General features: G+C 35.2%; 20 protein-coding genes. 10 read left to right on the top strand and 10 right to left on the bottom strand.

What is annotated here, in order from left to right; genetic code table 11:
• Window position 1: 1 nt before the first annotated feature.
• Window positions 2-2560, bottom strand: coding sequence for a glycogen/starch/alpha-glucan phosphorylase (locus tag PC_RS00515; RefSeq protein WP_044044641.1), 2559 nt, complete (start codon window positions 2558-2560; stop codon window positions 2-4).
• Between the two features lie 100 nt (window positions 2561-2660).
• Here PC_RS00515 and PC_RS00510 point away from each other — a divergent pair, with 100 nt between their 5' ends.
• Genes PC_RS00510 through PC_RS00490 form a run of 5 tightly spaced genes read left to right on the top strand, consistent with a single transcriptional unit; the run spans window position 2661 to window position 8942 of the window.
• Entirely contained in the window at window positions 2661-2870 is a 210-nt protein-coding gene (locus tag PC_RS00510) for a hypothetical protein (RefSeq protein ID WP_011174655.1), read from the top strand.
• Window positions 2870-3562 carry a sulfite exporter TauE/SafE family protein gene (locus PC_RS00505; protein ID WP_011174654.1) on the top strand — a complete coding sequence of 231 codons (693 nt, stop codon included), beginning with the start codon at window positions 2870-2872 and terminating at the stop codon, window positions 3560-3562. Before PC_RS00510 ends, PC_RS00505 begins: the two co-directional genes overlap by 1 nt.
• Window positions 3562-5709: a peptide-binding protein gene (locus PC_RS00500; RefSeq protein WP_011174653.1), complete on the top strand. Its 2148-nt coding sequence runs from the start codon at window positions 3562-3564 to the stop codon at window positions 5707-5709. Before PC_RS00505 ends, PC_RS00500 begins: the two co-directional genes overlap by 1 nt.
• 3 nt (window positions 5710-5712) lie before the next feature.
• On the top strand, window positions 5713-7209 hold the full coding sequence (locus PC_RS00495; protein WP_011174652.1) for an ABC transporter permease: 1497 nt from the start codon (window positions 5713-5715) through the stop codon (window positions 7207-7209).
• Window positions 7210-7223: 14 nt separating this feature from the next.
• Window positions 7224-8942, top strand: coding sequence for an ABC transporter permease (locus PC_RS00490; protein ID WP_044044638.1), 1719 nt, complete (start codon window positions 7224-7226; stop codon window positions 8940-8942).
• A 149-nt stretch (window positions 8943-9091) separates the two neighbouring features.
• Here the strand turns inward: PC_RS00490 and PC_RS00485 are convergent, their stop codons facing one another.
• From PC_RS00485 to PC_RS00475, 3 genes are read right to left on the bottom strand one after another with little or no spacing between them, the layout of a single operon-like run.
• On the bottom strand, window positions 9092-9670 hold the full coding sequence (locus PC_RS00485; RefSeq protein WP_011174650.1) for a hypothetical protein: 579 nt from the start codon (window positions 9668-9670) through the stop codon (window positions 9092-9094).
• A gap of 37 nt (window positions 9671-9707) precedes the next feature.
• Window positions 9708-11123, bottom strand: a complete 1416-nt coding sequence (locus PC_RS00480) for an inorganic phosphate transporter (RefSeq protein ID WP_011174649.1) — start codon at window positions 11121-11123, stop codon at window positions 9708-9710.
• 53 nt (window positions 11124-11176) lie between these two features.
• Window positions 11177-11851 carry a TIGR00153 family protein gene (locus PC_RS00475; protein WP_039355889.1) on the bottom strand — a complete coding sequence of 225 codons (675 nt, stop codon included), beginning with the start codon at window positions 11849-11851 and terminating at the stop codon, window positions 11177-11179.
• Window positions 11852-12066: 215 nt separating this feature from the next.
• On the opposite strand from PC_RS00475, the gene PC_RS00470 reads away from it, so the two are divergent.
• Together PC_RS00470 and PC_RS10805 are read left to right on the top strand one after the other, a co-directional pair.
• Window positions 12067-13092 (top strand): ABC transporter ATP-binding protein, encoded by a 1026-nt coding sequence (locus PC_RS00470; protein ID WP_011174647.1) that lies wholly within the window; start codon window positions 12067-12069, stop codon window positions 13090-13092.
• Window positions 13089-13913, top strand: a complete 825-nt coding sequence (locus tag PC_RS10805; RefSeq protein ID WP_011174646.1) for an ABC transporter ATP-binding protein — start codon at window positions 13089-13091, stop codon at window positions 13911-13913. The genes PC_RS00470 and PC_RS10805 overlap by 4 nt, the downstream gene beginning before the upstream one ends.
• Here PC_RS10805 and PC_RS00460 read toward each other — a convergent pair.
• Both PC_RS00460 and PC_RS00455 read right to left on the bottom strand, forming a co-directional pair.
• Entirely contained in the window at window positions 13906-15297 is a 1392-nt protein-coding gene (locus tag PC_RS00460; RefSeq protein WP_039355881.1) for a Na(+)-translocating NADH-quinone reductase subunit A, read from the bottom strand. The genes PC_RS10805 and PC_RS00460 overlap by 8 nt on opposite strands.
• A gap of 87 nt (window positions 15298-15384) precedes the next feature.
• Complete coding sequence (locus PC_RS00455; protein ID WP_011174644.1) at window positions 15385-16617, bottom strand: cation:proton antiporter; 1233 nt, start codon at window positions 16615-16617, stop codon at window positions 15385-15387.
• A 239-nt stretch (window positions 16618-16856) separates the two neighbouring features.
• Here PC_RS00455 and PC_RS00450 point away from each other — a divergent pair, with 239 nt between their 5' ends.
• Complete coding sequence (locus PC_RS00450; protein ID WP_011174643.1) at window positions 16857-19019, top strand: YjbH domain-containing protein; 2163 nt, start codon at window positions 16857-16859, stop codon at window positions 19017-19019.
• 46 nt (window positions 19020-19065) lie between these two features.
• Here PC_RS00450 and hemB read toward each other — a convergent pair whose 3' ends face one another.
• A complete protein-coding gene (gene hemB / locus PC_RS00445; RefSeq protein ID WP_181679007.1) occupies window positions 19066-20097 on the bottom strand; it encodes a porphobilinogen synthase in 1032 nt (343 codons plus the stop codon).
• 224 nt (window positions 20098-20321) lie between these two features.
• On the opposite strand from hemB, the gene PC_RS00440 reads away from it, so the two are divergent.
• Window positions 20322-20810 (top strand): peroxiredoxin, encoded by a 489-nt coding sequence (locus PC_RS00440; RefSeq protein ID WP_011174641.1) that lies wholly within the window; start codon window positions 20322-20324, stop codon window positions 20808-20810.
• Window positions 20807-21616: a glycosyltransferase family 2 protein gene (locus PC_RS00435; RefSeq protein ID WP_044044630.1), complete on the top strand. Its 810-nt coding sequence runs from the start codon at window positions 20807-20809 to the stop codon at window positions 21614-21616. The genes PC_RS00440 and PC_RS00435 overlap by 4 nt, the downstream gene beginning before the upstream one ends.
• Here PC_RS00435 and mutY read toward each other — a convergent pair.
• The 3 genes from mutY to PC_RS00420 form a co-directional block, all read right to left on the bottom strand.
• On the bottom strand, window positions 21546-22604 hold the full coding sequence (gene mutY, locus PC_RS00430) for an A/G-specific adenine glycosylase (protein WP_011174639.1): 1059 nt from the start codon (window positions 22602-22604) through the stop codon (window positions 21546-21548). The two genes, PC_RS00435 and mutY, sit on opposite strands and share 71 nt — an antisense overlap.
• Before the next feature lie 137 nt (window positions 22605-22741).
• A complete protein-coding gene (locus PC_RS00425; protein WP_011174638.1) occupies window positions 22742-23935 on the bottom strand; it encodes a glycosyltransferase family protein in 1194 nt (397 codons plus the stop codon).
• A gap of 337 nt (window positions 23936-24272) precedes the next feature.
• Entirely contained in the window at window positions 24273-24707 is a 435-nt protein-coding gene (locus PC_RS00420; RefSeq protein WP_044044628.1) for a hypothetical protein, read from the bottom strand.
• Window positions 24708-24856: the final 149 nt, after the last annotated feature.

The following is a 24856-nucleotide window of genomic DNA, read 5'->3' as shown; positions in this document are numbered from 1 at the left end:
TTCAGCATCGATTGTGCGCTGCATAATCGTAGCGCACACGATCTAAGAGCTCTTGATCAATTGGACAAGGCTCAATTCCCCAAATCAGTGCTGCATAGTTATGAACCGAAAAATCAGTAGAAAATTTTCCCATCCCAGCAATATTATGTATGGCATATTCAGCCCACTTTTTCGGTTTTTTATATAATTCTTCCACTTTCAGCTGTGTATCATAAAAACTTTGAAGGTCTTTTAACATGAAATAGCGATCAGGAGCACCTCCGTAGTGCATTTCGATTAGTTTATGATAAAGATCACTAAATATTTGATGCTCTTCTTCTGTTTGAGCAAAAGAGCGATCTCTTAAAGCATCCACAGCTTTTTTGATTGCGGGATTATTATCATAAATTTCTTTCGAAGAATAAGAATTTGTCATTTTTAATTGGGCAATTTGCTCTGCTGTACAGCCAAAAGAAAAAGGCCACCACTCAGGAGTGACCTCTTCTTCCATTTCGATGTTGGCGCCATCTTGCGTTCCAATTGTCAATGCCCCGTTCATAGCCATTTTCATATTACCCGTTCCAGACGCTTCTGTCCCAGCTGTAGAAATTTGCTCTGAAAGATCTGATGCAGGAATAACGATTTCGGCTTTAGTTACATTGTAATTTTCTAAATAGACAATTTTTAAAAATGGTCCTACAATTGGATCCTGGTTAACTTTCCGAGCAATACAATAGATCAACCGAATAATATCTTTTGCAGTTTCATAACCAGCAGCTGCCTTTCCCCCAATCACGACCGTGCGTTTGATTCTTTGATGATTGGGATTTTGTGTGATCTCTTGATAAAGCATGATTAAGTGTAACGCATTCATAAGTTGTCTTTTATACTCATGAATTCGCTTGATTTGGACATCAAAAATTGAATCAACATCGAGGAGAGGAGGAGGAGAAATAATAATTCCATTTGCATCCCTCAAACGATTTTCTCTATTGATATATTCTATAAACTTAAATTTATTTTTCTTTTTAATCGCTAGAAATTCCAGTTGCGATTCTGGATCTGAGGCAAACTTCGCTAATTCTTTAATTGTCAAAAAATCTGTAATCCATTTGTCACCAATCCTTTGAGTAATAAATCTAGCTAATTCAGGATTACATTCCAATAACCAACGTCTTTGGGTAACCCCATTTGTAATATTAACAAACTTATCAGGAAAAAATTCATAAAAATCTTTAAAAACCGAATTTTTTAAAATCTCCGTATGAAGTTTTGCTACTCCATTGACTTTATGCGAGCCTACAATGGCTAAATTTGCCATTCGTACTTTATCATTTTCGATGATGGATAATCGTCTGATTCGTTCTTCGTCTTGAGGATAGCGACTTCTAATCGCATTACAAAAATCGAGATTGATTCGTTCTATAATTCGACATTGACGTGGAAGTAAGTAATAGAAAAGAGCTTTATCCCATTGCTCTAGCGCCTCACTCAATATCGTATGGTTCGTATAACCTGTGCAAGCCTCTGTGATTTCGACTGCTGTTTTCCAAGGTAAATCATGATCTTTAGTTAAAATGCGAACCAGCTCTGCAATGACTAGTGAGGGATGAGTATCATTGATCTGAATGCGTACTTTATCGGCAAATTGCCTTAAATTGTTATATTGCGCCAAGTGATGGCGAACAATATCCTGTAGCGAGGCTGAAACTAACAAAAATTCTTGTTTTAATCGGATCCTTTTTCCAATATCATTGTTATCACTTGGATATAATACATCAGTTAAAGTCGTATTTTCTGCTGCTTGATCAAGCCTCCCTGCATTATACTTTTGTAACAGAAAATTCCGCGGAGAATCTTTAGTAGACCATAGACGTAAGGTCACAACTGAGAAATTAGAGTTTTTGCTATAACCAACAATTGGTATATCATAAGGAAGAGCCCCTACTTCTTCAGCCTCTGTGAGGCTTAAAATTTCATCCCCATGGATATTGTACGTTGTTTGAGGTTTTCCACAAAACTTGACATGCACTCTTCTTAAATCCCGTCTAAATTCCCAAGGATTTTCATTTAAAAGCCAGCAATCGGGAGCTTCAATTTGTGCGCCATTCCAAAGTTGTTGCTCAAAAATTCCATATTGATAACGCAAACCATAAGCCTGAGCAGGATAGTGATGCGTGGCTAAAGAATCGAGTAAACAAGAGGCTAAGCGACCAAGACCGCCATTACCTAAACCAGGGTCTTCCTCTTGCTCAACAATGCTTCTTAAATTCCGATTCATTTTCTGTAAGACAAGCTTAACAACATCTTTTGAACATAAATTTGTGATATTATTCACAAAAAGTCTTCCAGGTAAGTATTCCATCGAGAGATAATAAATTTGGCGAGATTGATTTTTGGCAATTGTACGAGCTGTCGCCTGCCAATTAATCATTGTTTCTTCCCTGATCGCATAGCATAAAGCTCGATAAAATTCATTAGCATCGGCCTCTTCTGCTGTTCTTCCAATCGTACTAATTAAATAAGATTTGACTCTGCGAATTAATTCTTCAGCTAGTAAATCTATATTTACTGTACTCATGAAATCCCCCTTTCTAAAATAGAAAAATTCAAAACTAGTTACCAAAAATTTTAACTTAGCATATGATCTATTTATCAGCGAGTATTGAAGGTTTAAAAAAATGCACCGCTCTCAAAAATTTCAATTTGTCTTTTATGGAATTTTGGCTTTATTTACAGGGCTGATGATTTATGTCACCTATGTAGCTTTTACACGCCTTTCAGGTTCAGCGGGTTTAGACATGGCCCGTATTCAAAAAGTACGCTATGATTCGCTTCAAGATAAACAAACATCTATAAATGATCCTGTTTTTCTTCATCACGAACAATAATGACTTTATTTTTTACTCTTTTTCCCCTTTACTTGTTTGGAAATGTGCATTGTTTAGGAATGTGCGGTCCTTTAGTCCTGTTACTTGGAAAACATCATCATCGATATTTTTACTTCATAGGTAGAATCCTTTCTTTTAGTTTAGCAGGCTTAGTTGCAGGAGAGGCTGGAGCAGTCACTCAAATTTTTCTCAAAGACTACTATTTGGCAGAAATTATAAGTATTTTTTTTGGAGTCTTGATTATCTATTGGGGACTAAACTTGTTATTTAATTGGAATTTTTTTAAAAGTATCACGCAATGGAATTTATTACAGACAATCAATTTGACTCTTTCTCAACTGATGTTGAAAAATAATTGGAAAGCGACCTTTTTTTTTGGTTTTTTTACAGTGATGTTACCTTGCGGTCAAACCCTCGTTGTTTTTTCAGCTTGTGCTTTAACGGGAGATGCATTCATTGGCCTAGGAAATGGATTTGCCTTTGCTATTTTAACAACACCTTCGCTTGTTTTGGCTATGCATACTTATAAATTTTTTAACCAACTAAAGCAATATTCCAATATTATTTTAGGATTAAGCTCGATTTTCGTCGGAATTTTAGCTTGTTGTAGAGGATTTGCAGAACTGGGGTGGATTTCACATTTTGTCTTAAATCCTGACTCTTCACCCCTTTATCATATAGTGATTTTCTAATGAATAAAGAGCCTATTAGTTTATATATCTTCCGATTTATCTTAGGGTTTGGGTTATTCGCGTTCATGGCTATGTTGTATTGGTCATCTGCTCTGATTGAAAACCAGTTAAAATTTTTAAGACAAGACCTGATTCAAATCAAAAATGATATTTATACCGTTCGTTCTGAAACAGAAAAAATTCGTACGGATATCTTAAAAACACTTATTAATCACCCTTTAAGCCAAAACAGTTCTTCATCTGAAACAGCCAATTTCCCTTTAACAATAAACAAAAAAGCTGCGCAGGGTGAAAATCTTCTTAAAGTAGATCCTTTTTATCAAATCACCCTCCCTCGATTACTAGGACCTCAATTTACCCCGCAGGGAGTTCGCAAAGAGGCAACGTTCAGAAAACCGGATCATCTCCACCCTTTTAGCCCCTGGTTAGAAGTTTCTTCATGGAACGATCTGTGCTCTATTTCATTAGCTTCCCAAGAAGTGGGTAAATATGAAACAATGGCTCCAGAAATGGCTGAAAGAATAGAATTAAGAACTAATGAAAAAGGTCTTTCCGAGTATTGGGTATTTCTAAGGCAAGATGTATTTTGGGCTCCCCTTCAACAAAATCAATTTGCTGAAGGGATTATTTTAGCCCCTCATTTTTTACGCCGACACCCAGTCACTGCTCATGACTTTAAATTTTACTTTGACGCAATCATGAATCCATACGTGGAAGAAGCCAAAGCCGTTTCCCTTAGAATTTACTTTGGAGATATTGAAGAAATTAAAATACTCGATGATTACACTTTCATTGTGCGATGGAAAACGGAAAAAACCGTAGGAGAAAATGGAAAAGAAGAACTAAAAATGAAATATCTGTCAAAATCTTGGACAGGATCTTTATGTCCTTTAGCTTCCTTTGTTTATCAGTATTTTGCGGATGGCACAAAAATTATTGAAGAAGATAGCCACCCTAACACTTACCAAACTAATTCTATCTGGGCACAAAATTTTTCCCATCACTGGGCAAAAAATGTCATTGTCAGTTGTGGTCCGTGGTTATTCGATGGCATGACCGAAAGGGAAATACGATTCAAAAGAAATCCTGATTATTTTAATGCTTATGCTGCCCTAACCGAAGCGCTAGAATTCAAATTTAAAAACTCTCCAGATGGAATTTGGGAAGAATTTAAAACTGATTCTTTAGATTTATTTGAAATTCCTCCTAATCAGCTTGCAGAGTTAGATCGATTTTTACAAAGTGCCCCTTATGCCAAACAAAAAGAAAATGGATCGGGAATTCATCGATTGGACTATATTAGTCGAAAATATTATTACATTGGATGGAACCAAGCTAACCCCTTATTTAAAAGCAAAAAAGTTCGACAAGCTTTGACGATGGCTATTGATAGAGAACGCATTATTCGTCAAAATTTAAATGGAATGGGAATGCAAACAACGGGAACCTTTTTCCCTTTTTCTCCCTCCTATGACGCGACATTAAAACCCTATCCTTACAATATTCAAAAAGCTTTGGAATTATTAAGAGAAGATGGATGGTACGATAGTTCAGGAACGGGTGTCTTAGAAAAAGTCATTGACGGTCAACGCACCCCTTTTAAATTTACATTGACATATTTTGTCAAAAGCCCAACAAATAAATCAATTTGTGAATACATTTCGACTGCTTTAAAAGAAATTGGGATTGTTTGTAAAATTGAGGGGGTAGATGTAGCAGATTTATCTGCTATAGTGGACGATAAAAGTTTTGATGCTATTTATATGGCTTGGGCTCTTGGATCGCCTCCTGAAGATCCAAGGCAGCTGTGGTATTCAACAGGAGCCAAAGAAAAAGGCTCTTCAAATCTAATTGGTTTTGTCAATCAAGAAGTAGATCATATCATTGACAAATTAACTTTTGAATATGATGTCGAAAAACGTATTGAACTTTACCATCAATTTGATCGCATTATTTATGATGAAGCTCCCTATACATTTATTTATACTCCCAAAGAGACTCTTCTTTACCGCGATTACTTGCAAAATGTTTTCATCCCTGCTGAAAGGCAAGATTTAATCCCGGGAGCTAATGTAGGCGAACCTATTGCAAACTTATTTTGGATTAAAGATACTTCTAAAAAACAAGAAAAATACCTTGGGAACTAAAAGATGTGGAATTATGTCTTAAGACGATTTCTTCTTCTTCCACTAACCCTTTTCTTTATTGTTTTAATAAATTTTATCATTATTAATCTCGCTCCAGGTGACCCCGTTTCTTTTGCAGAAATCTCACAAGAAGGAGCCACTCGAAGAGAAGATCGATCCATAGCATGTGGTGGTGATGAACGTTATTTGCAATTTAGAGATTTCTACGGCTTAACGTTGCCTGTTTTGTTTAACAATTGGCCCTCTTTATCTCAAGATTATGTTAAACAAACATTGTGGCAGCTTGCGAATCGGAAACTGACTCCAGAAAGTTTGAATGAACTTCCCGTTAAAGATTATGATGCCATACGAGTCACTTTTGGAGATCAATCGCGTTATCTCATGTCTAAATTGATCATTATTTTAGTTGATCCCGAGACTTCAGAAAACGTTCGCAGATTAGCTTCTCATTTTTTTGTGAGAGGAGGTTCTAGGCAAGGTTATATTGGATCTAACATTAACCCTGAACAAAAAGCCTGGAATAAAAAAGTCGCTGAAGATAATCAATATCTGCGCACTCTTCTTTGGCAATCTTCTGCATCCCCTTTAGAAGTATCTAAAAAAATTAAACTCATACAAGAATGGTACGAAAAAAATAAAGCTTTTTATCGTTTAGATCCGTCAAAAGAATTATGGAAAATATTTTTTACCGAAACACGCTTCACAAGGTATATGAGTCGCATTCTTCATTTAGATTTTGGCACATTGCGTAATGATTCAAGTAAGCCTGTTCTTACCGAAGTCACGAAGCGATTTAAATATTCTTTAACCCTTTCACTTTTGCCCATGCTCATCACTTTTGTATTGTGTCAATTTTTTGGATTCATTATGGCTTATAAACACAATCAATGGATTGACTATACCCTTAATCTTATTTTTCTAGTTTTATATGCCATTCCTATTTTTGTAGTGGCTCCTTTTTTAATCGAAAAAGTTGCCTTGCACAATACATTTCCTTTTACAGATATTCCTATTCCGATTAGTGGTTTTACAAATCCCGATCGAATCTATCATCAGGAAAATTCTTATCAGCGTCTATTTGATATCATTCAACATATTGCTCTTCCAATTGTAGCGGTTATGTATGGGAGTTTAGCCGCAGAATCTCGCTTATCGCGCACAGCCGTTTTAGAAGTTTTAAGACAAGACTACATTCGAACAGCTAAAGCAAAAGGCGTACCTCCTTTTAAGATTTTATTTAAACACGTAGGACGTAATGCCGCTATTACGATTGTTACCTCATTAGCAAGCTCTCTCGGCATCTTGTTAGGAGGGTCATTAATTGTTGAAACCCTATTTGATATCAATGGTTTTGGAAAATTTTTTTATGATGCCATTATCAATAGAGATTATAATGTCATTATGTTTTCGACTTTGGCTGGATCATTTTTAACATTAATGGGCTATTTGTTAGCCGATTTAGCCTATATGTGGTTAGATCCTCGCATTACTTTAGACTGATATTTGGTATCCTTATGCATCATCATTCTTCTTACACTTATTGGCAGACTGTTTGGAAACAATTTAAACAAAATCCTCTCGCCATATTTGCTTTAATCGTTGTGTGTTTATTTTGTTTAGCGGGTATCTACGCTCCTTTTTTAGCTTCTAGTAAACCTATTGTTGTCCAATATGAAGGAAATTGGTACTTCCCTCTTTTTCGCTATCTCTTTTTTCCTGGTTTTTTCACAAAACCCCTTGATATTTTCTACAATTTACTCATTTTCACTTTACCACTTTTTATAGCCACTTGGTGTTTATTAAAAAAACGACACACTTACCGCCTATGGACTTTTATTTTTTTATGCCTTCTACAAATCATTTTGTTTTTAGGGATTTTATATCATAATGATCAAGACCCTTCAGCAAGCTTAGAACTTAATGAGAAAAGACAGCAATCTATTCAAAAACAACTCGATTTAAAAAAAGCAAATCCACTTCTAGCGCCTTCTTTTACTCCGAATTGGGAAAAAGAGTTATCGTATATGACCCCTTATGCTAGGCTTAATTTGGTTTTACGTTATCAACAAAGACTTAATCAAGATCAACGATTAAAAGCCGAAGCTCATGCATTTTTGACTGTTGAAAAAATGAAAAAAAATGAGAGTTACTCAATTGCCTCTTTATGGCAACAAGAAAAACGACACGAAAAACAAGAAATTGAAAGGCAACAAATTTTAGTCACTCAAAATCAAGCAGTTTATCCGCAGGCTAAGGCACATATAAACGCATTGATGGATAAATGTCAAACAAGCTCTCTCGATCACTTACCTTCTTGGCAAACATGTAAATACTTAACCAAAATTTCTCCTCAAGAGAAAGAGAGCTTACTAAATTCAAAAAACATTGTTGACACTTACGAACGTGCGCAAAGTCAATTGAATTATCTTCATGATAAACAAGTATGGCTTGAAAACCAAATACCCAAGCTTAAGTATGAAATTATGCCTTTATTGCGCCCTTTTCATTGGGAAGACGATGCAGGAGGAGAACAAGCTTTGAACAAACACATAAGTTGGTGGGAATTAACACGAGTCAATCGCAAAGACATGGTCGCTGCTTTAATTTTTGGTATCCGTGTTTCCCTTTCAGTGGGCCTTCTTTCTATCGTGATTGCGCTACTGATTGGAATTCCAGTTGGAGCCGTTTCAGGTTATTATGGAGGCAAAATAGATATAATCATATATCGATTAATTGAAATCTGGGAGTCAATGCCAACCTTTTTTATGTTATTAATGATTGTCGCTTTTTTACAAAATAAATCGATTTTCTTAGTGATTGCCATCATTGGTCTATTTGGATGGACAGGATTTAGCCGTTTTATTCGCGGAGAATTTTTTAGACAGAAACAACTACCATATGTCGAAGCTTGTCATGCACAAGGATTTAGTAATCGGTATATCATGTTTTCTCATCTTCTTCCCAATGCAATCCCCCCCTTACTTACTCTCGTTCCTTTTGCCATTATGGGAGCTATTACCAGCGAGACAGGGCTTTCCTTTTTAGGTTTAGGAGAAGAAGGATCTAGCTCCTGGGGAGTTTTAATGGATGAGGGACGAACTGCTTTTCCTTCTGAAAGTTATTTACTTTGGCCCCCTGCCACTTTACTTACTATTCTTCTAGTGGCAATCGCTCTTGTTGGTGACGCATTAAGGGATGCACTCGATCCTAAATTACATTCGCATGATATATAAGCTGATTCAAAAAAAATTGATAAAGAATTTCAAATTCTTTTTGAATTTTTGCTGATATTGAATAAATCACTCTAATTGTGTTATTTGTTCAAATATCTTTAACGAACAAATTAGGTACAATCGTCTTAACTAACTCAGGGTGCCTACGACTAGGGTAAAGGAACAGAAATTATTGTTGGAAATTCCTTATGCATTCCTGGATAATAATAAGCTGAAAATGTCATTGCAAGTGAACCAATCAAATGCTCTTCTCCATTAAGAACAGCAATAGCTTGATATTCTCGTAGCGTCCAATCATTTCGCACAAAATCTAAAATGGAAGGCAGTAGATGAGGGGTAGAAAAAGAAATAATCACGCTTTTACCCGGATCAATCGAAGGAAATGTTTGTTTTTCAGTCTGGAAAAGAATGCTGCCATTTTCTTTATCTAAAGGTTTTGCAAATCCATAGCACAAATAGATATCACCTTTAGGGCTTGCTTGAGATCCCTTATTTTCAACAATAACAGATAGTTGAACAGGAGTTCCTGGCTGAACTTTTTCTGAGGAATTTGGATCGATGAGTTTAGAGGCTTGGATTTGAATAGATCCTTGCAAAATTGCATCAGATATAGAATGATTCGTTTGACCATAACTATAACCAATTCTTGCGAATAAAAGTAAAGTAGCTAAAAAGCCTAGCCCTAGCTTAAATAACAAGCGCGTTGATGGTAGAGAAATTTTAGACATTTTTATCTCCTTCGATTAAACCAATTCTCTTGTCTATTTATCCAAATATTGCTTGGATCGGATAAATCAATATAATTGCTAACAAAGCTCCAATAGGAACCGTCACGATCCAAGAAACTAAAATATCACGGGTCGTTGTTAAATTAACTGCTTCAAGACCTCTAGCAAACCCCACTCCCAAAACAGCACCCACAAGCGTGTGCGTTGTTGAAATAGGTAAACCAAACCTAGAAGCAATGACAATTGTTGTAGCCGCTCCAAATTCAGCAGCAAAACCTCGACTAGCTGTTAATTCTGTAATTTTTTTTCCAATTGTCTCAATAACTCTCCACCCCCAGGTTGCTAACCCTATAACAATTCCACTTCCACCTAATGCAAGAGCCCAAGTAGGAACGGGAGCATCCACAGCAAATAAACCAGTTGTCAAAATAGCTACTGCAGCTGATAAAGGACCTATAGCATTAGCAACATCATTAGCTCCATGTGCAAAAGCCATCATACAAGCAGTCATAATTTGCAAATAAGCAAATATTTTTTCCACTTGAACATATTCAACATGTGTATGATCTGTATTAATTTTTGATTCAAAAGTTTTTGAAAGGGCCTCTACTTCTTCTAATAATAATCCTGCAGTGTATTGAGCTTCTCCAGCAGACTTCATTCTAAATCTTTGCAGATGTTTACGAACCTTTTCCAAAGAATGTAAAGCTTCAGAATTGTAAGGAACAGAGAGTTTTTCTTGGGGAATAATAGGAATTCGGCGTACTAATAAATAACTAACGAAAGAACCCATCAAGCCAATCGCAAGTGTCATCAAAATTTTACTTGTTAACGAAAATTCTACATTTAAATTATGCAGCCCTTCAAAAATAAGAACCACAGCTAGAATAATGGTAACCACAAAAACTAAAAATGGTGTTAAACGACGCGTTTCTTCCAGAGGATTTAAAGCATAAAAAATTCTTTTTCTTAAAAGAGAAAAAATATAGTAAGCAATAATCCCTCCTAAAATAGGAGAAAAAATCCAACTGGTAATAATATAACACACTTCTTTCCAGTATACGGCCTTTATCCCTCCAAAAACAGTACCAAAGCCTACAATCGCGCCAACAATTGAATGTGTCGTTGAAACAGGCCAACCAAAATAGGATGCTAATTGAAGCCACATTCCTACAGAACCTAAAGAAGCAAGCATTCCAAAAACTAGCAGTTTGGGATCATAATTAAAAACATCTGGATCAATAATCCCACTTTGCACAGTTTTAGAAACATGGGAACCAAAGAAAAAAGCGCCGCAAAATTCTAAAACAGCGGCAATCAGAACAGCTTGGCGCAAAGTTAATGAACCTGAACCAACAGATGTTCCCATAGCATTGGCAACATCATTAGCTCCTATGCTCCAAGCCATATAAAATCCGGTGATCAAAATCAAAATGAGTAGCGCAGTATCCATAACTCCTTATTGAATCTCTTACTTATTCCTTTAGCAACAAATGGTCATAAGATTTATTTCAATTCTAAAACCATTCTAACGCGATTTGCCAAGTTTTCTGAAAGGTTAGAAATTGACGCTAAACTTTCAATTAAGCGTTGCCATTGACTAAAAGTAAGATAAGTCAACGCTTCTTCGGACTGAAATATTTTTTTTAATAATTGCCTTTGAATAAGATCAACCTCATGTTCTTTTAAAGCCACGTCTTCCACCATTGCTCTAACCTTTTCAGCTTCTTTTCCTCCAAAGGAAGATTCAATCAATTCATGTAATTCATTGATAATAAGCTTAGCTCCATCAAATGTTTCAATATTTTTGAGCAAAAATTGCTTAAACTCTTCTTTAAAACTTGGTAGAATTTCTAAGGGTTTAAAAGTAGCGACTACTGCGATATCTTCAACAGTATCCGCGATACTATCTTGGATCGATAAAATATCTAATAAACTTTCACGGCCAATCGGAAGGTATAAACTTTTTGGAAGATGATTACGAATATCATTTTTCATCGTGTCAGCCTGATGCTCAATTGCCGATATTTCATTGGCAATATTCTCAATTAATGGTTGATCACGATTTTCAATTGCCTCATAAAGAAATGGCAATTGATGGACGCAACAAGCAACAGTTTCCATATGAGATTGCAAAGGGGCAAACGGAGAACGGCCAAATAAACGTAAAATCGTCAGCATAAGTGATTTTTTTCGCTTGTTAGAACAATTTAGGTCATTGAATGTAAAAGTCGGCATTGATTAAATGACTTACCTATACAAGTATAGATGATTTTGAATTCTAAATCGAGGGAAATTCCCTTTTATCAAAACTTCTAATCTCTCTCATTTATTATTTTGATAAATAATAGAATCCTCACCATTATAAACTTTTCGCAAGGCTAATATGAGGATTAATGTCTAATCAACCACCAATTTTACAAGTTCGCAATCTAACGATTCAGTTACGCAGCGGCAAAGATTGTTGGAATGTTGTCGATAGGCTTGATTTTGAACTATATTCTGGCAAAACTTTAGCGCTTGTAGGAGAATCAGGCTGTGGTAAATCAATGACAGCCCATTCTCTTCTTCGTATTTTGCCAACCCCTCCAACCTTGCCCATAAAAGGAGAAATTCTTTATCGAGGCCAAAATTTGATTCAGCTAATGGAAAAAGAGATGCGTCATATCCGAGGATCAAAAATTGCCATGGTCTTTCAAGATCCTATGAGTGCGCTAAATCCTGTTTATACCATTGGTAATCAATTAATTGAAGTAGCTTATTTTCACCTCAACCTTGATCCTGACGAGGCATGGGTACGAGCTAAAGAATCTTTAGAAGCAGTTGGAATAAACGATGCAGAAAGTAAACTTAATGCCTACCCACACCAACTATCAGGTGGACTCAAACAACGCGTAATGATTGCGATGGCGTTAATGTGTGAACCAGATATTTTAATTGCAGATGAGCCAACGACAGCTTTAGATGTCACTATTCAAGCACAAGTATTATCACTAATTCGCAATCTTCAAGAAAAAAACGGGATGGCCCTTCTTTTAATCACTCATGACATGGGTGTTGTTGCAGAAATGGCCGACGAGGTGATCGTCATGTATACAGCACAAAGTGTCGAAAAAGGGCATGTAGAAGATATTTTTTACCACAAAGCGCATCCTTATACTTTAGGTCTTTTTGAATCTAAACCTTCTTTACAAGGTAAGCAAGGTAAATTAAAGCCCATTCCCGGACAAGTACCTTCTTATAAAAAACTCCCAAAAGGGTGTCGCTTCCATCCTCGTTGCCCTTTTGTTATGGAAAAATGTCGTCAGGGAGAGGTCCTTAGTTTTTCTCTGCCAGATAACCATATAGTAAAATGTTGGTTGTATGATAGTTCTTTAGAAAGTCAAACCAAACTTAAAAATTCTCCATTGGAGAGGCCATGACAGAATTTTTACTTTGTGTCAAAGGGCTAAAAAAATATTTTCCAATCATGGCTGGTTTATTTCGAAAAGAGATTGAAGTCTTTAAAGCCGTTGATGATATTGATTTTTCAATTAAAACAGGTGAAGTATTAGGAATGGTTGGTGAATCCGGGAGCGGAAAAAGTACTGCTGCTAGAGCAGCTGTGCGACTCATAGAACCGACTGAAGGGCAAATTTTATTTTCGGGGCAATCTCTTCGAGATCTCTCTAAAAATGAACTAAAAAAAATAAGAAAAAATATTCAAATAGTTTTTCAAGATCCTTATGCCTCCTTAAATCCAAGAAAAACAATCCTTGATAGTATAGGAGAAGCTCTTTTCTATCATGGCATAGTAAAAACTAAAGAAGAACAAATTGAAAAAGTAGTGGATGTTTTACAAAAAATTGGCCTTTCTCCTGATATTATGAATAGGTACCCTCACGAATTTTCAGGAGGTCAGCAACAACGTATTTGCATTGGACGTGCGATTGCCTTGAATCCAAAATTAATTATTTGTGATGAAGCTGTTTCTGCTTTGGATGTTTCAATTCAGGCACAAATACTCAATTTACTCATCGAATTAAAAGAAACTTTAGATTTAAGCTATTTATTTATTTCTCACGATCTTTCTGTCATCAAACATATTGCTGACAACATTGTTGTGCTTTATAAAGGAAAAATAATCGAAAGTGGCTCCAATATACAAATTTTTGAAAATCCCCAAAGTACTTATACAAAAGAGCTTCTTAACGCAATTCCTAGACTTCGCCCCCGTCAATCCAAAACCAAAAATATTACTTAAGAATATCTGCGGCGTAACGCTTTAATCCTTGTCGAATAATTTGGTTCATTTCAATTTTAGAAGGATCTACAAATGTAGCCAAATCAAAATCCTCAGCATCAACTTCTAATAAACCTAATTCCACTGCAAGGTCATAATCTTCTGCTAAAACTGCTTTTACAAGATGCATAATTGAAACAGAAAGAGGATTCACTTTATCGTATAAAGTACTATCGATAAAAGCACGCTCTTCACCATGTTGACTTGTTGTAAAATCATATTCCCGTTGAGAGTTATCTAAATGACCTGATAAATACGTTTTACTAAACGTATATTTATCAATTCCTAAACGGAAGAAGTGCATAAATTCCCGCTTGATGTTTTCAGGAATAGCGCAAAACACATAATCATAATAACCAAGGAAATCTTCTGCGGATACTTGACGCCCATTTAACGGATTACCAGAAATAAACCTCACCACCCCTTTAGCAACGCGACCTGCAATCAGGGAAGAAATAGGGAATCCTTCGCGAACTTGAAAAAATCCTGTCTTACCTTCTAAAATACCTGTCCCAGCTATACTTATCACCCGATTAACCAAATATTCACCGCGAAGTAAAAAATAACCAATTGCAACAACAGTATGTACATCTAAGGTCCAAATAACATCTTGAGGAGAATAAATAGGATCAATATGTTGAATGTGTAAAGAAACATTTCCAATAGGATGAGGCCCTTCTACAGTATGCTTTTGAACACCTTCCGCATTAAAAAAAGCTGGCTCTAAATTATCTTTTTGATAAATAAGATGAACCGCTCCATTTGTTAATTTTGCTAACGTTTTTAAACCTTCTTGAAATTCTTTCTCATATCCTTTTACCTGCATGTCTGGTGGAGGAGTAAAGGGAGCTGATTCCACAGCCTTAACAAAAATACTACGAGGAATTTGCTGAGGATTTGCTAAAAAATTGAATGGTCTTTGCCGAATCCGAGCAAATAGCCCTCCTGTCATTAAAGCCCCAACAAGTTCTTCTCTAGATGCTGTATTTAAACTTAAAAGAGGATGTTTTTTAACCTCTTCGTGATTAGAAGTTTCTACCACAATATCGAGAAGTCTTCTTTTAAGCCCCCTTCGAATTTCCCGAACGACCCCTCCTGCTGGAGAAACAAAATAGCGCCCCGGTGTATCCTTATCTTCTGCTAAAGGCTGTCCTAACTTTACTTTTTCACCAACTTGAACCAATAATTTAAAACGCAAATCTTCAAAAGGATTGAAATCAAGAGCAATTTGAACAGGATTTTTCAATGCATGTGCTTCTCCACTCGCCACTAAAAGTTTAGGAATTCCTTCCGGTTTTCCTTTGATGGGAATATCTAATCCTTTAGTGATTTTTATATGGCTCATGAATTTCATTCATCCTTAAAATTCGATTAAAAAACAAAAATTAATTGAAAAATGGGTTTTAAGCAAGCGCAACGTCATACTCAATTTTTACTTTGCTTTGTCTTTACTTAAAAGTTTAACAAAATTCTTCTCTTTATAAGAGTAAAACATTCTCAGCAATATGGGAGCAATAATTGTTGTGATGGTAATGACAATAACCATTGAGGCGTAAATATCATCGTTAAAAATTTTCACATTCTTTCCAACTTCCGCAAAAATTAACCCCACCTCACCCCGTGGTATCATCGCTAATCCGACAGCCCATTTCACCCATTTAGAATCTTTAAATAATAAAAATCCTGACGCAAATTTTCCTAAAATTGCCGCTGCTAAAATCGCTAATGATAAAGACCAAATAAAGAATGAGCTCCAATCAATGGCTCGCAAATTTAAGGATAATCCAATCGTTACAAAAAAAATAGGGGTAAAAAGGTGAACAATTGGTTTCATTTGTTCTTCTACACGATGAGCAAAATGAATGTTTTGCTGCATAGAAAGAAATGGAATAAAAAATTGTCTTGAAAGGGCCAAACCCGCTGCAAACCCACCCAGTAATGCCGGTGCGCCCATTTGATGAGCAAGCCAAGCAAAGAATAAAATCAATGAAATGATAATGGTGGGAATTAATCCAGGAGTTGCACTTTTAACGTCATAATATTTAACGATTTGCGATATCAACTTAGCAGCAATCGGTGCAAGGAATAAAAATAAGAAAACTAATATAATGATTTTACTAACATTTAACAGATCTATTTCCCCACTTACAGAAAATTCATAAAGCATAGAAAGAATAATAATCCCTAATATATCATCAACAACAGCTGCTCCTAAAACGATTTGAGCTTCATCACTCGCATGCTTCTTAAGATCTGTTAATACTCTAATAGTGATCCCAATACTTGTTGCAGTTAACGTACTGGCAATGAATAAAGAAGTGAGTAAATTCAAATAAAATATATTGTAGCTAATCATAAATCCCGCGGCAAAAGGAAAAATAATCCCTCCTAATGCTACAAGAAAAGGTTTAAAACCAGTTTTAGCTAATCTTGATAAGTCAGTTTCTAAGCCAACTTCAAAAAGCAATAAAATTAAACCAATTTCTGACAAAAGTTTAATGGTGTCTGTGGGAGCAATCAATCCAAATAAACTTGGCCCTATCAAAATACCTGCAAAAAGTTCCCCTATGACAGAAGGAATATTACACCTCGAAGCAATTTCACCTAAGAAACGAGCTGCAAACAGAATGATCACTAATTGCAGAAAAAAATTTTGAATTAACACCTTTCCTCCTATTGTTTCTCCAAAAATTAGTATAATTCTTGCTTTTAAGCAATTTGCGTCTTATGCTTTTTCTTCCTATACCATTCATCAGAATAATTTATTTATTTTAGACGCACATTGATGAAAAAAATAAATTTTCATGCCCTAAATTAATCAATAGATGAAAAGTGTAAATATCACGAGTCGTTATTTCAAAGTTTATTAAGTTAAAGTAAAGTGTCAAGCCGTTTCTTCTGATTATGCTCGATTATCAAAAAATCTTATCTTCTCTTATCCCCCTTTTTCTTATCCTAACATGCTCAAACGTTTATTCTTTAGAGTTTGTTTGCGATGATCCTCAAGCTAATTTGATGGAAGATCTTGAGGTAGTGGAGTATTGGAATAGACGACAAAATGAACGCTTACCTGTGACATATAATCATCTCTTACAAGGTGGTTATTTTGCAATGCCTTCTGCAAGAATGGGACAAGAAGGCGAAATTGGTACTGGCTATGCTTGGGTTCCTCCTTATTACTCTTATAATTTACGTTTTCAGTTGGTCGACTTTTTGGAAATATCGGGAAACTACCGGGTTTTTAGAGGAGTAGATGACCCTGTATTAACACCTTTAGGATTTGGAGATTTTTCTGATAAAGGTGCTAACGTTAAACTATCTTTATTTAGCCCAGAAGCAAGTCATTATGATTTACCTGGATTAGCCATAGGAATGGAAGATTTTTTAGGAACACAAGCTTTTAAAGCTTATTATATTGTTTTAACACAGGTATTTCTTAAGAATAATCTGGAAATTAGCTTAGGTTATGGAGCTCATCGTATCCATAAATGGTTTGGGGGTATGACTTGGTTTCCTTTTAGGCAAACAAAATGGACTTATTTTCAAAACCTCGCTTTTATTTTAGAATATGACGCTATTCCTTATAAAGATGAGACGCTAGAAAGGCACCCTAAAGGGAGAATTAAACATACTCATTGGAATATCGGTATTAAATATCGCCTTTGGGATAGTATCGATTTATCCGTCTCTTATATTAGAGGAGATGCTATAGCCTTTAGTGCTTCCAGCTATTATAATTTTGGATCAACAAAAGGAATGATTCCAAAAATCTCAGATCCCCTGCCTTATAAATCACCTGTTAACACGCAAGCAATAGGAGCTTTAAGACCTGATGATGCCATCGTTCAAGATTTGACGTATGCAATGCGTGATCAAGGAATCGATTTATTAGAAGCTTGGTTAAGCAATGAACAAGAAAAACTCACATTGCGACTAAAAGTGTGCAATATGGCTTATCGAGAAGAACAACGCTTCAGAGAAAGATTATATGCTCTTCTTGGAGCATTAACACCTGAAAATATTGATGAAGTTATTGTTGTTCTTGATGCAGTCCCAGCACTTATTCAAGAATATCACTTTAACATGGAGTATATCAGACTTTACAAAGAACAAGCCATAGGTGGCTATGAATTGGGCATTTTAACCCCTATGCATGAAGTTAGTTATCCAAATCCCTTTAAATCTAAACTTCTCTTCACAAAGAAACGAGAGTGGTTTAATTTAGAATTGCTTCCTAAAGTTCATACTTTATTTGGAAGTTCGCGGGGTAAATTTAAATATGCGCTTGGTCTTACACTAGCTTTGAATGGCTTTCTTCAAAACAATGTTTACTATTCTATTAAATTTGGATATTTTGCCCTGTCCAATTTACACGATATTCATAGTGTTGATCGCTTAAACCCTTCTCAATTGATTAACGTTCGAACGGACATTATTAACTATTTTCAACAAAAATCTATCACAATCGATGAGGCTTATCTCGAAAAAATTTGGAATTGGGGTAGTGGATGGTATACCAGAATTTCATTAGGTTTGTTAGAGCAAGAGTATGGTGGTGTGGGAACAGAGTGGCTTTATTACCCTGTTAATTCTAACTGGGCGATTGGAATGGATTTTGCTATCTTAAAAAAACGTACTCCACATGGTGTCGATTTTACCAGTAAAATTCGTAAATTAGATGGGTTTACCCCTCATTATTTAAAGTTTATTGGCTCTCAATATTTCCTGAATATTTATTATGATTGGAAAAATACAGGATTAGAATTTAAGATAAGCGCTGGAAAATTCTTGGCAGATGATTTTGGAGTCCGGACTGAAATTTCCCGCTATTTTCCAAGTGGCTTGAGGATTGGCTTTTGGGCAACGTATACTAATGGTCATGATGTCATCAATGGACAAACTTATCATGACAAAGGACTTTATTTTTCTCTTCCTCTTGATATTTTTTATACAAAAAGTAGCCGCTCTAAATGGGGGTACGGAATGTCTGCTTGGCTAAGGGATATTGGTGTCAGAGCTTATACCGGAACAGAGTTATATCTTATGATCAATCAAAATCGCCAGTAGAGATAATAGATATAAGATTGCTCGAATCATCTAATTTGATTTTAGTTCAAAATTGCTTTTGAAGATTTTCAGCTACTCGACGAGCTGCGTAAGTTAAGATAAAATCCGCTCCAGCTCTTTTTATGGAAAGAAGTGATTCTTCAAATACTTTATCAGCGTCTAACCAACCATTTAATGCTGCAGCCATTACCATAGCATATTCTCCACTGACATGATAAGCACCAACAGGTAAATGCGTTTGCTCTTTAATTTTTGCTATAATATCTAAATAAGCCAAAGCTGGTTTGATCAAAATGAGATCGGCCCCTTCCTGTTCATCCAGTTGGCATTCTAGCATTGCTTCTCTTGAATTTGCGGGGTTCATCTGATAGGTTTTTTTATCTCCAAATTGAAGAACAGAGTGAAGAGCTTCTCTAAATGGAGCGTAAAATGCTGAGGCATATTTGGCTGCATAAGACAAAATACCTACTTGCTGATAACCTTCTTGATCAAGAGCGTGTCGAATATAGCCAATTCGCCCATCCATCATATCACTCGGAGCTACAACATCTGCTCCAGCTTCTGCTGCCAAGATAGACATTTGAGCTAAAATAGGTAAAGTTAGATCATTATCAATTTCCCCTTTTTCATTGGTTATTCCATCATGTCCATGACTTGTAAAAGGATCTAAAGCCACATCCATCATCACACAAAGATCGGGAAAATTTTCTTTTAAAGTTTGAATTGCTCGACAAAATAAATTTCCTGACCTAACAGCTTCTGAAGCAAAAGAATCTTTTTTGTCGCCCTCAATGTAACAAAATAGATCTACAGCGCGGATACCTAATTGATAAAGGGACTTTACTTCTTTTAACATTTCGTCGATCGAATAACGAAAAATGCCTGGCATGCTTTTAATGGCTATTTGTTGTTGTTTACCTTCTAAAACAAAAAGTGGAGCTATTAGTTGACTTGGATGTAAATGATTTTCTTGAACAAGACCCCTTATAGCGGCTGTACGTCTATTTCTTCTTGGCCTTTTAATGATATTGGATTGTAAAAAAACAGGAGGGAATGAAGAAAAAGTTTTATTTTCCATCAAAAAAACCTATAGATAAAAACGTATTAATAATTTCATGCAAAGCAACAGTTCATATATTTTCATAATTTAAATAGAGATGGTTTTAGGGATCATACCATCTTGGATAGATAAAGTAAGTTTTTTAAATTTAAAAATAAACGAATATGTGTTTTTTTTGATTTAATATTATAATAAATCCAAAGTTTAGGTTAATAATCAAGAAAATTTTTTAGGATCAAATTATGAATCTTCCCGTTTCAGTCCGGCAACAAGTGCCTTCATTCAAAGCATTTGATGAACAAAATCAACTCTTTTCTTCAACTAATTTATTGGGGCAAATTTATGTTCTATATTTTTATCCCAAAGATGATACCCCTGGCTGTACGTTGCAAGCTTGCCAATTTAGAGATATCAAAACTTCTTTCGAAAAATTTGAAACACGTATTATTGGAATTAGCCCCGATTCCTTAAAATCACATGAAAAATTTAGTCACAAGTATCAACTCAATTTTACTTTACTGAGCGATTCTTCCCATGAAATGTGTGACTTATTTGGAGTTTGGCAAGAAAAAAAAATCTTTGGTAAAACAAAAATGGGAGTTATACGATCTACTTTCATCGTAGATGCTAAAGGTTTAATAAGATGGATTGAAAGTCCTGCTCAAGTTGATGGACATGCTGAACGTGTTTTAAAGGCAATTCAAATATTAAAGAATGGTGAAATGATATGACCTCTTCTTTTCCCATTAGTGTCACTATTTTAACAAAAAATAGCCAAAAATATCTAAGAGAAGTCCTACAAGCTTTGGAAGATTTTGATGAGGTTGTAATCTGTGATACAGGGTCGCAAGATGAAACTGTTTCGCTTGCTAAACAGTTTACAAATGTCGCAATTTATCATGAACCATTTAAAGGTTTTGGACCTACGCATAATACAGCTTCAAACCTAGCTAAAAATGATTGGATTTTATCAATAGATAGTGATGAAGTTGTCACAAGAGAGTTAGCGATTGAAATTTCCGAATTACAGCTAAAATCCAAACATGTGTATTCGTTTCCCAGACGCAATGAATATCGAGGAAAATGGATTAAAGGGTGTGGATGGAGCCCAGATAGGCAAATTCGACTTTACAATAAACAAGAAACACATTTTACTAATGTTCAAGTCCATGAAGCCATTATCGCAACAGAGCTGACTCACGTTCATCTTCAATCTCCTTTGAAACACTACTCATATGATCAAATATCTGACTTTCTCTCTAAAATGCAATCCTATTCTACTTTGTTTGCAGAACAATATAAAGGACGCAAATCTTCTTCATTTGTGAAAGCCTTATCACACGGACTTTTTTCGTTTTTTAAAAGCTATATTATTAAAAGAGGCTTTTTAGATGGGCAGGAGGGATTCGAAATCAGTTTTTATAATGGCTCAACAGCCTTTTATAAATATTTAAAACTTGCTGAAATTAATCGATATCTAAAGAAAGAAGGCTCTGAAAAATGCGACGGTGACCTGAAGAAAAAGCTTTCTGCTTAAGAGACTTCGTATCTAGCCATTCCAGATCTTTTACAGGAGACATTTCTAGACAATTGAAAACACAAGGGTCTAACCTCGCTTGATAACGAGTAAAGCCGTGTTCAATAGAGGATAGTGATTGCAAAAGATGTACAGTTAAATTCCAATGCAACTTGATATTTTCTTGTAATTCTTTAAATGTAATTCCCTCTTGAGAGACTTCAAAAAAGGGAAACTCGTAAAGATCGGACATAATTTCTCCTTTTTTTCCTTTTTTTACTAAAAAATAATCCCCACATTTCACTATCGCAACAGCTCTATACAAATATTGTGTTTTAATTGCCTTCGTTTTAATAGGAAGTTTATCGCTTAATCCATGCAAATAACTTTGACAATTACTTTTTAATGGACATTCCTGACATATCGCTTTACGGCTACAAATTGTCGCTCCCAATTCAATTAAAGCCTCAGAAGATATCCAAGACTCTTCATCTGGCAAAATAGATTCTGCAAAATCCCGCAATTTTTTTATCGTGGAAGTTTTCGCGATATCTTCTTCAATTTGAAAATATCTAGCTAAAACACGTAAAACATTTCCATCAACAGCTGCTTTTTTTTGATGAAAAGCAAAACTTAAGATAGCTCCAATAGTATAAGGTCCTAGTCCTTTAATTTTTTTTAATTCCTTTTCATCTGCTGGAAGTTCACCTTGGCAATGTTCAACTAAATATTGAGCTCCTTGATGTAAATGACGCGCTCGCGAGTAATATCCAAGCCCTTCCCAAGCTTTAATTACTTCTTCTAAAGATGCTATAGCTAAAGCTTCAATAGAGGGAAATGCTTGCATCCAACGATTAAAATAGGGAATGACAACGGCAACTTGCGTTTGCTGCAGCATGACCTCAGAAATCCAAACTGCATAAGGTGTTGGATTTTGTCTCCAAGGTAGATCTCTTTTTGAAGACAGGAACCATTTTTTTAATTTTTCATTAGGGAAAGAAGAAGACATTAAAAAGAATCAAAGCTAAGTAGATTAGTGAGTGAATAAATAAATTATTGTGTTTGGAAACAATAAACAAGTAAATAAATTTTTTTTCATTTACTTGTAAAAATTGTACCATTAATAAGCAATAAACTCAAAAACAACTATTCAGGATTTTGAGAGCGTATTTTTTCTAACATAGAAGGTAATTCTTGAATTAAAGTGATCGCACGTTGGTCCCACGTATGATCTTGCATAATTTTTTCACGTCCCTTACTTGCGATTCGATTTCTCTTTTCATCATCGGATAAATAAGTGCGAATTTTTTGATTAAGTTCTTTCCATTTTCGAGGGCCAAACATTAAAATATTTTCTTCATCAACAAATTGTTCTCGAATATAAGGAGTATCTAAAGTCAACACAGCGGCTCCGCTCGCAAGACCACTAAAAATTCTTTCATGAGCACCTTGTTTGATTTCTGGGGTACAATTTAAAAGAATTTTAGATTGCTTCATTAATTCAAGAGCTTCACTAAAAGGAACAGGAGCGTGAATTTTAACATTATCTTTTTGACCTAGGTATTTCTTCCAGCCTCCGATGTGTGGTTGAGATCCGAAAATATGAACAGTTGCCCCATCAATAGCTTGGATAAGTTCTACACGACTTTTTCCTCCAACGTATACCTCTAAATCATCTAAAAGTAATTCAAAATTAATTTGCCTTGGATCAATAGCTTTACCTGCTCGCAAATGTTGATCTAAAGTTTGAATTAAGGCCTGCATATAGGATATCTGTTGCTCATTGAGTGTTAACTCCGCCGCCTCTTCTAATACCTGAATAAGTTCTGAAGGATATTTTTCCTTCCACTCTTGACGTATGGCCTCATAATCAATAAAAGAATTTAGCATTAAAACATCGTAAATTGGCTTATGTGCAAAAGAGGGGGCTGACGTTTTACTCACTGCATGAGGCAAAAAAAGAACATGCGGAACTTTAAAATCTCGAAATGTTTGACAAAAATTGCGATCAATACAACCAATAATAGTGTAAGAACTTTTAGCTAAAGAAAAAAAATGATGAGGAGCATCGGTTAAATAAGCAACGTGAGGAATTTTGATCATATCTGCTAAAAAATGTCCTTCTTCATCAGGTAACAATCCATTAAAAGATAAAGTACAATCGGGAGGATCATTTAATAATTCTTCTAAAAAAGAACGAGGATCATCTTTTTTAGCCTCAATAATCCGGCAAATAATACCTTGTCTATTTAAGGCATTATTAAGTTCTTTTAAAAAATAATTTAACACTCCGTATTGCGTCGTGATTGAAGAAAAAAGATAGACTTTTTTTAAATTCATAGTGGTTCCTCTGTCTACAACAAAATTTTGGATATTTCGAATACCTTAACTTCAATTGATTTGCTAGCCTGAATTAAGAGGTTAATCTGAAATTGAACAAGCGAAAAGAGAATTTTCAGAAAAAAATTTGAAATTTCAAATTGATCGACAAAAATTTACCCTATCAATTTTTAAAAAAGTATAAAAAGCCAATAACAATAATAATGAAAAAAGAGTATAAAACAACGCTGGAATGCTTTTTTGAAAATCTCGCTAAAATTTAGTCCCGCTTATTTAAGATCCTCAAATCCACGCTTAGCTACTGCTTCACCTAATAGGAATAAAAAAACACTCTATCTTATTGCATGGAAATCCAATTACGGCGAGCTCCAATCGTTTTGCCCCGACGCTCTCGCGTTAATTTTGAGTTTTGCTCTGTCTTCGCATTTGAAATGGAAGCTGCTTGTAAATCTTTTCCTGTTTTTAGAGTGTTCATCAATTTTTGACGGTCTCTTTGAACTTTTTCCCATTCATCCACGGTAAAATTATTGGGATTATCTAAATAAGTTTTAATCTGTTTAGAAGTCCAACCCGATTTTTGAAAAATATCATCTAGCTTTCGATCAATTTCATCATGTAAAATTTTCACCTTAGAAATCATGTTTTCCACATCTGAAAGCGTCATTTTATCGGGGTCGAATTGATCCAACTCGGTTAAAGGACTAGATTTATTTTCTAATCCAAAAAGAGTGGATTCTTTTTTTTTGCTTTTTGACTTATCTGGGAGAGCCATAATCACCTCAATGCTTGTATCAATTTATAGCTTAACATAAAAAAATTATTTGATACATAGCTCAAATCGAAAATTTGATAAAATATTTTTTTCTTAACTTTTTTTCGCACGAAAACTTCGAAATAAGAGGAAATTAAAAGATTCTTCTC

It is taken from the genome of Candidatus Protochlamydia amoebophila UWE25 (genome assembly GCF_000011565.2).
GTDB classification, from domain to species: domain Bacteria; phylum Chlamydiota; class Chlamydiia; order Chlamydiales; family Parachlamydiaceae; genus Protochlamydia; species Protochlamydia amoebophila.
This window is presented reverse-complemented; position numbering and strand designations above follow the sequence as displayed.